Raw genomic sequence first — 12,427 nt, 5'->3', positions numbered from 1 at the left:
AGCCCCGGGGCCCCCCCGCGCGCCCCGGGGGTTCCCCCCCCCCCCCCCCGCCCTGGTGTGTTTGCCCCCCCGGGGCGGCCCCCCGCCTCACCGTCCGGGGGGCGCCCCCCGTCCGCACACGGATACCCTTGACAGGTGACCGACGCCCAAGAAACCGCAGCAGCCAGCTCACTGCGAACCACCGGGGGCGCCCCTCCGGAAGACGACGGACCGCTTGCCACCGGGGCGCCGACACCACTGCTCGAACCTCGCGAGGGCATTCCGCCCGTGATCGCCGACGAGACCGCGCTCGCCGAGACGATCGCCGCCTTCGCCGCCGGCACCGGCCCCGTCGCCGTGGACGCCGAGCGCGCCTCCGGCTACCGCTACGGCCAGCGCGCCTATCTGGTGCAGCTGCGCCGCGAGGGCGCCGGCACCGCGCTGATCGACCCCGTCGCCTGCCCCGACCTCTCCGCGCTCGGCGAGGTGCTGTCCGACGTGGAGTGGGTGCTGCACGCGGCCACCCAGGACCTGCCGTGCCTGCGGGAGATAGGCATGGTGCCCACCCGGCTGTTCGACACCGAGCTGGCCGGACGGCTGGCCGGGTTCCCGCGCGTCGGACTCGGCGCGATGGTCGAGGGCGTCCTCGGTTTCGTCCTGGAGAAGGGGCACTCCGCCGTCGACTGGTCCACCCGCCCGCTGCCCGAGCCGTGGCTGCGCTACGCCGCCCTGGACGTCGAGCTCCTCGTCGACCTGCGCGACGCGCTGGAGAAGGAGCTGGACCGGCAGGGCAAGCTGGAGTGGGCCCGGCAGGAGTTCGACGCGATCGCCTCCGCGCCGCCGCCCGAGCCCCGCAAGGACCCCTGGCGCCGTACGTCCGGCATGCACAAGGTGCGCCGGCGCCGCCAGCTCGGCGTGGTGCGGGAGCTGTGGCAGACGCGGGACCGGATCGCCCAGCGGCGGGACGTGTCGCCCGGCAAGGTGCTGTCCGACGCCGCCATCGTGGAGGCCGCGCTCGCCGTGCCGGCCACCGTGCACGCGCTGGCCGCGCTGAACGGCTTCGGGCACCGGATGAGCCGGCGCCAGCTCGAGCAGTGGCAGGCTGCCGTCGACCGGGCCAGGGCGCTGACCGAGTCGCAGCTGCCGCAGCCGGGGCAGTCGGTCACGGGGCCGCCGCCGCCGCGGGCCTGGGCGGACAAGGACCCCGAGGCCGCGGCCCGCCTCGCGGCGGCGCGGTCGGCCGTCTCGGCACTGGCCGAGGAACTGAACATGCCGCAGGAGAACCTGATCGCCCCGGACACCGTCCGGCGCGTCTGCTGGGAGCCGCCCCAGCCGGCCGCGGCGGACTCCGTCGCCTCGGCGCTCACGGCCCTCGGCGCCCGCCCCTGGCAGGTGGAGCAGGCGACGCCCCTGCTGGTGTCGGCGCTGTCGGCGAAGGGCCAGGACGCGGGCACCGGCGCGGGCACGGGCGCGGGCGCGCAGGGAAGCGGTGCGCCGGAGGCCGGGGGTCAGGGGTCCGCGTAGCCGCCGTGGACATCGCTGTCATACGGCGGCCACCGACCGTGAGCGGTGCCGCGTGCGGTGCCCGCACCCGCGGTGCGACCGGGCCGCGGGCGCGGAAGCGGTGCCGCGAGGTCGGGATCCGGCCAAGATCTCGTGCGGGTACGCGGCGGACCGGCGCCCGGGACGCGGAGCGGCGGTCACGCCGGACGTGTGACATTCACCGCTCCGCCGGATGGGGGTGTGCAGCTACGTTACCCACAAGTAGCATGGGTTCTGAGCGCGCGCTCAGCGCTTGCGCCACGCAGCAGTGCCATCCCGCACCTGGAGGAGAGCCATCGTGCCTCGTACCGTCAGGGACGTCGTCTTCGTCGACGGCGTCCGTACCCCGTTCGGCAAGGCGGGCCCGAAGGGCATCTACCACGAGACCCGGGCCGACGACCTCGTCGTGAAGGCGATCCGGGAGCTGCTGCGCCGCAACCCCGGTCTCGACCCCAAGAAGGTCGACGAGGTCGCCATCGCCGCGACCACGCAGATCGGCGACCAGGGCCTGACCATCGGCCGCACCGCCGGCATCCTGGCCGGTCTGCCGACCTCGGTGCCCGGTTACTCGATCGACCGCATGTGCGCGGGCGCCCTGACGGCCGTCACCTCGGTCGCCGGCTCCGTCGCCTTCGGCGCCTACGACGTCGCCATCGCGGGCGGTGTCGAGCACATGGGCCGCCACCCGATGGGCGAGGGCGTCGACCCGAACCCGCGGTTCGTCAGCGAGAAGCTGGTCGACGAGTCCGCCCTGTTCATGGGCATGACGGCGGAGAACCTGCACGACCGCTACCCGCAGATCACCAAGCTGCGTGCCGACGAGTACGCGGTGCGCTCGCAGGAGAAGGCCGCCAAGGCCTACGCCGACGGCAAGATCCAGGCCGACCTGGTGCCGGTGTCCGTGCGGCGCACCAGCCCCGAGGCCGGTGAGACGGGCTGGGGCCTGGTCACCGCCGACGAGCCGATGCGTCCGGGCACGACCCTGGAGAACCTCTCCGGGCTGAAGACCCCGTTCCGCGTGCACGGCCGGGTCACCGCCGGCAACGCGGCCGGTCTGAACGACGGCGCCACCGCCTCCCTCATCGCCTCCGAGGACTTCGCGCGCGAGAACGGCCTGCCGGTCAAGATGCGCCTGGTCTCCTACGCCTTCGTGGGCGTCGAGCCGGAGGTCATGGGCTACGGCCCGATCCCGGCCACGGAGAAGGCCCTCGCGCAGGCGGGTCTGTCCATCTCCGACATCGGCCTCTTCGAGATCAACGAGGCCTTCGCCGTCCAGGTCCTGGCCTTCCTGGACCACTACGGCATCGCCGACGACGACGAGCGCGTCAACCAGTACGGCGGCGCCATCGCCTTCGGCCACCCGCTGGCCTCCTCCGGCGTCCGGCTGATGACGCAGCTGGCCCGTCAGTTCGAGGAGCAGCCGCACGTCCGCTACGGCCTGACCACCATGTGCGTCGGCTTCGGCATGGGCGCGACGGTCGTCTGGGAGAACCCGCACTTCGAGGGGGACAAGTGAGCACCACCGCTGAACTGCTGAAGGGCGCGGCCGAGCTGTTCCCGGACGAGGTCGTCACGCAGGCGCACGTACGCCACTTCGACCTGCCGCTGGGTGCCGGGCGCTTCGCCCTGATCACCCTCGACAACGGCCTGGACCACACCAAGCCGACCACCTTCGGCCCGCAGTCCCTCGCGAACCTGAACACCGCGATCGACCAGGTCGAGAAGGAGGCCGCGGCCGGCGAGATCGTCGCCGCCGGTGTCACCGGCAAGCCGTTCATCTTCGCGGTCGGCGCCGACCTCAAGGGCGTCGAGCTGCTGAAGGAGCACGAGCACGCGCTCGCCATCGGCAAGGGCGGCCACGAGGTCTTCAAGCGCCTCTCCGGCCTGGCCGTGCCGACCTTCGCCTACTACAACGGCGCGGCCATGGGCGGCGGTGTCGAGGTCGGTCTGCACTGCACCTACCGCACGGTGTCCGCGGCCCTGCCCGCCTTCTCGCTCCCCGAGGTCTTCCTCGGTCTGGTCCCCGGCTGGGGCGGCTGCACGCTGCTGCCGAACCTGATCGGCGCCGACAAGGCCGTCTCGGTGATCATCGAGAACTCGCTCAACCAGAACAAGCAGCTCAAGGGCGCCCAGGTCTACGAACTGGGCATCGCCGACGCCCTGTTCGAGGGTGCGGACTTCCTGGAGCAGTCGCTGATCTGGACGGCGTCCGTCCTCAGGGGCGAGATCGTCGTCGACCGCCCGGTGATCGACCGCGGCGAGGCCTGGGACCAGGCCGTCGCCCGGGGCCGCTCCGTCGCGGACGGCAAGGTGCACGGCGCGGCCCCGGCCGCCTACCGTGCCCTCGACATCATCGCCGCCGCCAAGAACGGCGACCTCCAGCAGGGCTACGACGCCGAGGACCAGGCCCTCGCCGACCTGATCATGGGCGGTGAACTGCGCGCCGGCATCTACGCGTTCAACCTGGTGCAGAAGCGCGGCAAGCGCCCGGCCGGCGCCCCGGACAAGAGCCTGGCCCGCCCGGTCACCAAGGTCGGCGTCGTGGGCGCGGGCCTGATGGCCTCGCAGCTCGCCCTGCTGTTCCTGCGCCGCCTGGAGGTGCCGGTCGTGCTGACCGACATCGACCAGGAGCGCGTCGACAAGGGTGTGGGCTACGTCCACGCCGAGATCGACAAGCTGCTCGGCAAGGGCCGCGTCAACCAGGACAAGGCCAACCGCCTCAAGGCGCTGGTGACCGGTGTGCTGGACAAGGCCGAGGGCTTCGCGGACGCGGACTTCATCATCGAGGCCGTGTTCGAGGAGATCGGCGTCAAGCAGCAGGTGTTCGCGGAGGTCGAGGCGGTCGCCCCGGCGCACGCGATCCTCGCCACCAACACCTCGTCCCTCTCCGTCACGGAGATGGCGTCGAAGCTGAGGAACCCCGAGCGGGTCGTGGGCTTCCACTTCTTCAACCCGGTCGCGGTCCTGCCGCTCCTGGAGATCGTGCGCGGCGAGGCGACCGACGACGCGTCGCTGGCCACCGCCTTCGCCGTCGCCAAGAAGCTCAGGAAGACGGCCGTCCTGGTGAAGGACGCCCCGGCGTTCGTCGTGAACCGCATCCTGACCCGCTTCATGGGCGAGGTGCAGAACGTCATCGACGAGGGCACCCCCGTCGAGGTCGCGGAGAAGGCGGTGGAACCGCTCGGCCTGCCGATGTCCCCGCTGGTCCTCCTCGAACTGGTCGGCCCGGCCATCGGTCTGCACGTCTCGGAGACGCTCAACCGGGCGTTCCCGGACCGCTTCACGGTCTCCCCGAACCTCAAGGCGGTCGTCGAGGCGGGCAAGCGCGGCTTCTACGTCTACTCCGCCGAGAACGGCTTCAAGCCGGAGCTGGACCCGGAGGTCTCCGCACTGCTGAAGCAGGGCGACACCATCCTGACCGAGGAGCAGGTGCGGGCGCGCGTCCTGGACGCGGTGGCGCAGGAGATCGGGCTCATGCTCGACGAGGGCGTCGTCGCCGAGGCGCAGGACGTCGACCTGTGCCTGATCACCGGTGCCGGCTGGCCCTTCCACCTGGGCGGCATCACGCCGTACCTGGACCGCGAGGGCGTGTCGGAGCGGGTGAACGGCAAGAGGTTCCTGGCCCCGGGCGTGGCGTCGATCCCGGTGTGACGCGCGCGCACGACGTGAGGAGGGCCTCCGCCGGTCGGCGGGGGCCCTCCTCACGTTCCCGCCGGGCCTCCCGGTGTGGCCCCTCAGACCTCCTGCCACGCCGTCAGCGCCAGCCCGGGTTCGTCCTTGCGGCGGGTGACCAGGAGCCGGCCGGCCGACGGGGACAGGGTCACGGCGACCACCCGGTCCTCGTGGTCGCGGGCGAGGGCCACCTCGGCGTCGGCGGGCGGAGCCGGTCCGGACTCGGTCCACCGGGCGCCGGCGCCCTCCTCCTCGGTGGGGTACGCCGCGAAGGCCACCCGGCCCCTCGGCCGACCGCCGGGACCGCGCGCAGCTTCTGGTCGCCACCGACCCTGCGGGGCCGGTCACAGGCGCCGCCCGGGGTGCGCTCCGCGCGGCGCAGGAGCGCGTCGTCCGACGTCAGGTAGACACAGAGCCGCCCGTCGCGGCCACGTACGAGCCATTCGCCGTTCACCCGGTCACTTTATGACGGCCCGTCGACGGCGCCCCCCGGGCAGGACTGCGCCGAGGCCGTCACCGGCCGTCGTCCGTGGCACCCTGGGCGCCATGGACGACGACAACGGCCCGCTGCTCGTGATCGTCGACGCCGCGAACGTCGTGGGGTCGGTGCCCGACGGGTGGTGGCGCGACCGGCGGGGCGCCGCGGAGCGGCTGCGGGACCGGCTGGCCGCCGACGGGCTGCCGGGGCACTCCGGGCCCGTGGAGCTCGTCCTGGTCGTCGAGGGCGCCGCACGCGGCGTGGCGTCGGTGCCCGGCGTACGGGTGGAGTCGGCGTCCGGCAGCGGGGACGACCACATCGTCGGCCTGGCGGCCGGGGCGGGAGACCGCCGCCGCCTGGTCGTCACGGCCGACCGCGAGCTGCGCCGACGGGTCACCGCGCTGGGCGCCGAGGTGGCGGGGCCCCGCACCGTGCGGGCGTAGGCGGCCGGGGCACCCGCACGCACCCCGGCCGACGACGCGCGGCGGGACGGCACGCGACCGGGCGGGCACGCGGTCGGACGGCGCACGACCGGGCGGGGACACGGCCGGGAGCACGGCGCACGGCCCCGCAGGCGCCGCCGGGGCGGAGCGTGCGGGGCCGTGCGCCGGAGTGCGGCAGGCCGTGCGGCCGGGGGCCTCAGTGGCCGTCGCCGGGGGCGGCCGTCCGGCCGGCGGGGGTGGTCTCGCCGCGGCCCAGGCGGCTGTGGGAGCGGCCGTAGAGGAAGTAGACGACGAAGCCGATCACCATCCAGATCCCGAAACGCAGCCAGGTCTCGGCGGGCAGGTTGAGCATCAGCCACAGCGAGGCCAGCACCGACAGGACCGGCAGCACCGGCACCCAGGGGGTGCGGAAGGCGCGGGGCAGGTCGGGACGGGTCCGGCGGAGGATGATCACGCCGATGGCGACGACCACGAAGGCGAAGAGCGTGCCGATGTTGACGAGTTCGGCGAGTTCGCTCAGGGGCGTGAAGCCGGCCAGGATCGCGATGAGCACGCCGAGCAGGATGGTCGGCCGGTGCGGGGTCTTGAACCGGGGGTGGACCTGGGAGAAGAACCGCGGCAGCAGGCCGTCACGGCTCATCGCGAAGAAGACGCGGGTCTGGCCGAGCAGCAGGATCATGCAGACCGTGGTGAGGCCGACGGCGGCGCCGAAGCTGATGAAGCCGGCGAACCAGGGGTGGCCGGTGGCCTTGAACGCGTCGGCGAGGGGCGCGGTGATGGACAGCTCGGTGTAGTTCTGCATGCCGGTCACGACGATCGACACCGCGACGTAGAGGGCGGTGCAGATGATCAGGGAGCCGAGGATGCCGCGGGGCATGTCGCGCTGCGGGTTCCTGGTCTCCTCGGCGGCCGTGGCGACCACGTCGAAGCCGATGAACGCGAAGAAGACCACGGAGGCGGCGGTGAAGATGCCCATCACGCCGAAGTTGGACGGCGCCCAGCCGAACATCAGCTGGATGAGCGGGGCCTGGAGGCTGTCGCCGGCCGGCACCTCCTGCGCCTTCGGGATGAACGGGTCGTAGTTGTCGCCCTTGATGAGGAAGGCGCCCGCGATGATCACGACGAGGACCACGGTCACCTTGACGGCGACGACCACCGAGGTGACGCGCGCGGAGAGCTTGGTGCCCACGACGAGGATGGCGGTGAGGACCAGGACGAGCGCGGCGGCGAGGATGTCGAAGCCGAAGCCCTCGGCGCCGTCCCGGCCGCTGAGCGCCTCCGGCAGGTGCCAGCCCGCGTTGTCCATCAGCGAGGCGATGTAGCCGGACCAGCCGACCGCGACCACCGCCGTGCCCAGCGCGAACTCCAGGACCAGGTCCCAGCCGATGATCCAGGCGGGCAGTTCTCCGAGGGAGGCGTAGGAGAAGGTGTAGGCGGAGCCGGCCACCGGGACGGTGGAGGCGAACTCGGCGTAGCAGAGCGCGGCGAGCGCGCAGACGACGCCGGCCGCCACGAAGGCCAGGGCGACGGCGGGGCCGGCGTTGTTCTTGGCGACCGTGCCGGTCAGGACGAAGATGCCGGTGCCGATGATGACGCCGACGCCGAAGACCGTCAGGTCGAGCGCGGACAGGGATTTCTTGAGCGCGTGCTCGGGTTCTTCGGTGTCGAGGATGGACTGCTCGACCTTCTTCGTCCGGAAGAGGGCGTTGCTCACGGGTTTACCTCCCACGCGGTGTCGTCCCCGACATGATCGAGAGGGGCCGTAGTCCGTATGCCCCGGAGCGTGCTCCATCACGCAAATGGGCCGGTTCCACCACTCTCTCAGCGGTGGAACCGGCCCGGCGACGGTGTGGCGGCGCGCGTCGTGCGCCTCCCGCCGGTCGCGTGCGTTCCCGTCAGTCGCGCGCGGGCTCGACCTCGGCGGCCGTCCTGTCGTACCGCCCGTCGAGCCGGGAGACCAGGCCGGTGACCTGGCGGGCGATGTCGGGGGCGGTGAGCCCGATCTCGGCCATGACCTCGGGGCGGGAGGCGTGGTCGAGGAAGCGGGGCGGGATGCCGAAGTCGCGCAGCGGCACGTCCACCCCGGCGTCGCGCAGGGCCTGGGCGATCGTGGAGCCGACGCCGCCGACGCGCGAGTTGTCCTCGACGGTGACGACGACGCGGTGGCGCTCGGCGAGCGGGGCCATGGCCTCGTCGACGGGCTTGACCCAGCGCGGGTCGACGACGGTGGTGGAGATGCCCTGCCGGTCGAGGAGGGCGGCGATCTCCAGGCACATCGGGGCGAGGGCGCCCACGGAGACGAGCAGCACGTCGGGCCGGTCCGTGCCCGGCTCGCGCAGCACGTCCATGCCGCCGACGCGTCCCACGGCCGGTACGGCGGGCCCGACGGCGCCCTTGGAGAAGCGCACCACGGTCGGCGCGTCGTCGACCTGGACGGCTTCCCGCAGCTGGGCGCGGACCTGGTCGGCGTCGCGCGGCGCGGCCAGCCGGAGGCCCGGGACGACCTGGAGGATGGACATGTCCCACATGCCGTTGTGGGAGGCGCCGTCGGTGCCCGTCACGCCGGCCCGGTCGAGCACGAACGTGACCCCGCACTTGTGCAGGGCGACGTCCATGAGGACCTGGTCGAAGGCGCGGTTGAGGAAGGTGGCGTAGACCGCGAAGACGGGGTGCACGCCCGCGTGGGCGAGGCCCGCCGCGGAGACGGCGCCGTGCTGCTCGGCGATGCCGACGTCGTAGACGCGCTCGGGGAAGGCCTTGGCGAACTTGTCCAGGCCGACGGGCTGGAGCATGGCCGCGGTGATGGCGACGACGTCCTCGCGCTCGGTGCCGAGCTTGACCATCTCCTCGCCGAAGACGGAGGTCCAGTCGGCGCCGCTGCTGGTGATCGGCAGGCCGGTGTCGGGGTGGATCTTGCCGACGGCGTGGAAGCGGTCGGCCTCGTCCGCCAGGGCGGGCTGGTAGCCGCGGCCCTTCTCGGTGAGGCAGTGCACGATGACGGGGCCGCCGAAGCGCTTGGCGCGGGTCAGCGCCGACTCCAGGGCCTCGATGTCGTGGCCGTCGATGGGGCCGACGTACTTCAGGCCGAGGTCCTCGAACATGCCCTGCGGGGCGATGAAGTCCTTCAGGCCCTTCTTGGCGCCGTGCAGGGTGTCGAAGAGGGGCTTCCCGACGACCGGGGTGCGGTCGAGGATGTCCTTGGTGCGGGCGAGGAAGCGCTCGTAGCCGTCGGTCGTGCGCAGGGTCGCCAGGTGGTTGGCGAGGCCGCCGATGGTGGGGGCGTAGGAACGCTCGTTGTCGTTGACGACGATGACGAGCGGGCGGTCCTTGGCCTCGGCGATGTTGTTCAGCGCCTCCCAGGCCATGCCGCCGGTCAGGGCGCCGTCGCCGATGACCGCCACGACGCGGCTGTCCCGTTTCAGGATCTCGTTGCCCTTGGCGATGCCGTCGGCCCAGCCGAGCACCGTGGAGGCGTGGCTGTTCTCGATGACGTCGTGCTCGGACTCGGCCTGCGAGGGGTAGCCGGACAGGCCGTCCTTCATCTTCAGCCGGGAGAAGTCCTGCCGGCCGGTGAGCAGCTTGTGCACGTAGGACTGGTGGCCGGTGTCCCAGAGCACCTTGTCCTTCGGGGACTCGAAGACCCGGTGCAGGGCGATGGTGAGCTCGACCACGCCGAGGTTGGGGCCGAGGTGGCCGCCGGTCTTGGACACGGCGTCGACGAGGAAGGTGCGGATCTCCCCTGCCAGCTGGTCCAGCTCCTCCAGGCTGAGCCGGTCCAGATCGCGCGGTCCCCTGATGCGGGTCAGCAGCGGCACCCGTGCCTCCTTGCAGTAGAGCTGATCGAGCTGTTGCCGGGCCCTGCGAGTCTAATCTTCCGCCCCGGCGGGCGGCGCCCACCCCTTGGTTCAAGGGGTCCTCGGGGATTCACGGATCGGCCGTCCCCCGGATGCGGGTCTCCCCGGACGGGCCCGGCATGCCTGTGCCCGGCACCCACGCGGGTACCGGGCACGAGGTCGGTCGCCGCCGTGGTCAGCCGCGACCGGCGGCCTTCTGGCTCCTGCGGGAGACGGAGTCGATGACGACCGCGCCGAGCAGGACACCACCGGTGATCATGTACTGGATCGAGGTGTTCATGTTCAGCAGGTCGAGGCCGGTCCGGATGGACTGGATGACCAGCATGCCCAGGAGGGCGGACCAGACGGTACCGCGGCCGCCGAAGAGGCTGGTGCCACCGATGACGGCCGCCGCGATGGCGAGCATCAGGGTGTCACCGGCACCGGCGCTCAGCGAGGCGCCCGCGGTCTGGCCGGCGAAGAACATGCCGCCGAGCGCGGCGAAGCCGCCGGCGATGGCGAACACGGTGATCCGGACCATCGGAACGTTGATACCGGCGCGGCGGGCGGCCTCGATGCCGCCGCCGACCGCGAACACCTTGCGGCCGTACGTCGTACGACGGAGCACGAAGTCCACGATCACCAGCGCCGTCAGGAAGAGCACCAGCGCGTTGGAGACACCGGACGCGTTGTTCAGCACGGCCGCCGACACGAACGCCGCCAGCGCGAGCAGGCCCACGCGCAGCAGGATCTCGCCGGTCGCGCGGAACGGCACGCCCGCCGCCCGGCGGCGGCGCTGCTCGCCGAAGTTGCCGATCAGGGAGAGCACGACGGCGAGTCCGGCCAGCAGGTAGGCCCCGATGATGGCCTGGTCCATGAAGAAGGAGTTCTGGCCGAACAGGTGGATGGGGCCGGAGTCGGACGGGAGGTTGATGGTGCCGTTGGAGCCCAGCAGCCACAGCATCAGGCCGTTCCAGGCCAGGAGGCCGGCCAGGGTCACCACGAAGGCGGGTACGCCGATCTTGGCGAAGAACCAGCCGTGCAGGGCGCCGATGGCGATGCCCGTGAGGATCGTCAGGGCGAGCGACAGCCACGGGTTCATGGAGTGGTCCACCACGAACACCGCGAACAGCGCGGACGCCAGGCCGCTGACGGAACCGACCGACAGGTCGATCTCACCGAGCAGCAGCACGAACACCAGGCCGATGGCCAGCATGCCGGTCGCCGACATGTAGTAGCTGATGTTCGAGAGGTTCTCGGCGCTCAGGAAGCGGTCGTTGTTCAGCTGGAAGATCGTCCAGATGACGATCAGGCCGAGGACCACCGGCAGCGAACCCAGCTCGCCGCCCTTGACCTTGCGCTTGAACTCGGTGACGTAGCCCTTGAGGCCCTCTTCGCGGACCAGCAGGCGCGGGTCGACGACGGCGACCGGGGCGGCCGTGGGGTCGTCGGCGGGGGCGACCGTGGTCTGGTCCTCCACCACGCCCTCGGTCTTCTCCACCTTGGTGGTGTCGCTCTTCACGGTCTTGGACGTGTCGCTCACTTTGCCGCCTCCGCGGTGCGACGCCCCGCACGACGGGTCACGGCGTTGTCCGTGGCACCCGTGATCGCGGCGATGATCTCTTCGTGACTGGTGTCCTTCACGGGGAAGGAGCCGTTGTTCTTGCCCAGGCGCAGGACGGCGACGGTGTCGGCGACCGCCTTGACGTCGGCCATGTTGTGGCTGATGAGGATGACGCCGAGGTCGCGCTCGCGCAGCCGCTCGACCAGGTCGAGGACCTGCGCGGTCTGCTCGACGCCGAGGGCGGCGGTGGGCTCGTCGAGGATGACGACCTTGGGGTCGCCGATGAGCGCGCGGGCGATGGCGACGACCTGGCGCTGGCCGCCGGAGAGGCTCGCGATCGGGATGCGCACGCTCGGGATGCGGATGGAGAGCGTGGACAGCAGCTCGCGGGCGTTCTTCTCCATCGCCACCTCGTCGATGGCACCGCGGCGCAGCAGTTCGCGGCCGAGGTAGAGGTTGCCGACGACGTCGAGGTTGTCGCAGAGGGCGAGGTCCTGGTAGACCGTCGCGACACCGAGGCCCTGGGCGTCGTGCGGCTTGTTGATGCTGACCGGCTTGCCCTCCCACTCGATGACGCCCTCGTCGATGGGGTGGACACCCGCGATCGTCTTGACCAGGGTGGACTTTCCGGCGCCGTTGTCGCCCACCAGGGCGACCACTTCTCCGGCGTGGACCTCCAGCTCGACGTCGGTGAGTGCCTGCACCGCACCGAATCGCTTGGAGACTCCGCGCAACGCCAGCACGGGCGTAGCGGACACGTGAACCATCTCCTTCGCCGCCTGACCGGCGGGGATGCCGCGCTGTGGGACAGGCGCGGAAGGGTGTGCTCAGCGCCGACTGCTGCGGGCGCTGACGCACGAGGTTTACAAGATGAACATGCGCGAGTCCGCCGCACTTGGCAACGGTTCCGTCCGAC

At 72.0% G+C, this 12,427-nt stretch carries 8 protein-coding genes and 1 pseudogene; 4 read left to right on the top strand and 5 right to left on the bottom strand.

Annotated features, from left to right (window positions below; translation table 11 throughout):
• The first annotated feature begins 135 nt into the window (after positions 1–135).
• The 3 genes from ACF09K_RS21065 to ACF09K_RS21055 all read left to right on the top strand — a co-directional run bounded on the left by ACF09K_RS21065 (position 136) and on the right by ACF09K_RS21055 (position 5,172).
• A complete protein-coding gene (locus tag ACF09K_RS21065) occupies positions 136–1,503 on the top strand; it encodes an HRDC domain-containing protein (protein WP_392245612.1) in 1,368 nt (455 codons plus the stop codon).
• A gap of 316 nt (positions 1,504–1,819) precedes the next feature.
• The gene (locus tag ACF09K_RS21060) at positions 1,820–3,037 is read left to right on the top strand and encodes a thiolase family protein (protein WP_392245611.1); all 1,218 of its coding nucleotides are present in this window, start codon (positions 1,820–1,822) and stop codon (positions 3,035–3,037) included.
• Positions 3,034–5,172 carry a 3-hydroxyacyl-CoA dehydrogenase NAD-binding domain-containing protein gene (locus tag ACF09K_RS21055; protein ID WP_392245610.1) on the top strand — a complete coding sequence of 713 codons (2,139 nt, stop codon included), beginning with the start codon at positions 3,034–3,036 and terminating at the stop codon, positions 5,170–5,172. Before ACF09K_RS21060 ends, ACF09K_RS21055 begins: the two co-directional genes overlap by 4 nt.
• 83 nt (positions 5,173–5,255) lie before the next feature.
• Here ACF09K_RS21055 and ACF09K_RS21050 read toward each other — a convergent pair.
• Positions 5,256–5,477: pseudogene (locus ACF09K_RS21050) on the bottom strand (hypothetical protein); the annotation flags it as partial.
• Positions 5,478–5,739: 262 nt separating this feature from the next.
• Here ACF09K_RS21050 and ACF09K_RS21045 point away from each other — a divergent pair.
• Positions 5,740–6,114 carry an NTP pyrophosphohydrolase gene (locus ACF09K_RS21045; RefSeq protein WP_392245609.1) on the top strand — a complete coding sequence of 125 codons (375 nt, stop codon included), beginning with the start codon at positions 5,740–5,742 and terminating at the stop codon, positions 6,112–6,114.
• A 196-nt stretch (positions 6,115–6,310) separates the two neighbouring features.
• On the opposite strand, the gene ACF09K_RS21040 is transcribed toward ACF09K_RS21045, so the two are convergent.
• From ACF09K_RS21040 to ACF09K_RS21025, 4 genes are all read right to left on the bottom strand, one after another.
• Entirely contained in the window at positions 6,311–7,828 is a 1,518-nt protein-coding gene (locus ACF09K_RS21040; RefSeq protein ID WP_392245607.1) for an amino acid permease, read from the bottom strand.
• A gap of 181 nt (positions 7,829–8,009) precedes the next feature.
• Positions 8,010–9,929, bottom strand: coding sequence for a 1-deoxy-D-xylulose-5-phosphate synthase (dxs, locus tag ACF09K_RS21035; RefSeq protein WP_392245606.1), 1,920 nt, complete (start codon positions 9,927–9,929; stop codon positions 8,010–8,012).
• Positions 9,930–10,143: 214 nt separating this feature from the next.
• Entirely contained in the window at positions 10,144–11,490 is a 1,347-nt protein-coding gene (locus tag ACF09K_RS21030) for a sugar ABC transporter permease (RefSeq protein ID WP_392245604.1), read from the bottom strand.
• A complete protein-coding gene (locus ACF09K_RS21025) occupies positions 11,487–12,278 on the bottom strand; it encodes an ATP-binding cassette domain-containing protein (protein ID WP_392245602.1) in 792 nt (263 codons plus the stop codon). The genes ACF09K_RS21030 and ACF09K_RS21025 overlap by 4 nt, the downstream gene beginning before the upstream one ends.
• Positions 12,279–12,427 lie beyond the last annotated feature (149 nt).

Origin of the sequence: Streptomyces sp. NPDC014882 (genome assembly GCF_043081325.1) — a bacterium.
Taxonomy (GTDB): Bacteria; Actinomycetota; Actinomycetes; order Streptomycetales; family Streptomycetaceae; genus Streptomyces.
The sequence above is the reverse complement of the archived record's forward strand: the minus strand, read 5'-3'. Positions and strand labels throughout refer to the sequence as shown.

Coding starts and splice junctions, on each gene's coding strand:
- ACF09K_RS21045 (WP_392245609.1), top strand. CDS start 5,740: ATGGACGACGACAACGGCCCGCTGCTCGTGATCGTCGACGCCGCGAAC.
- ACF09K_RS21025 (WP_392245602.1), bottom strand. CDS start 12,278: ATGGTTCACGTGTCCGCTACGCCCGTGCTGGCGTTGCGCGGAGTCTCC.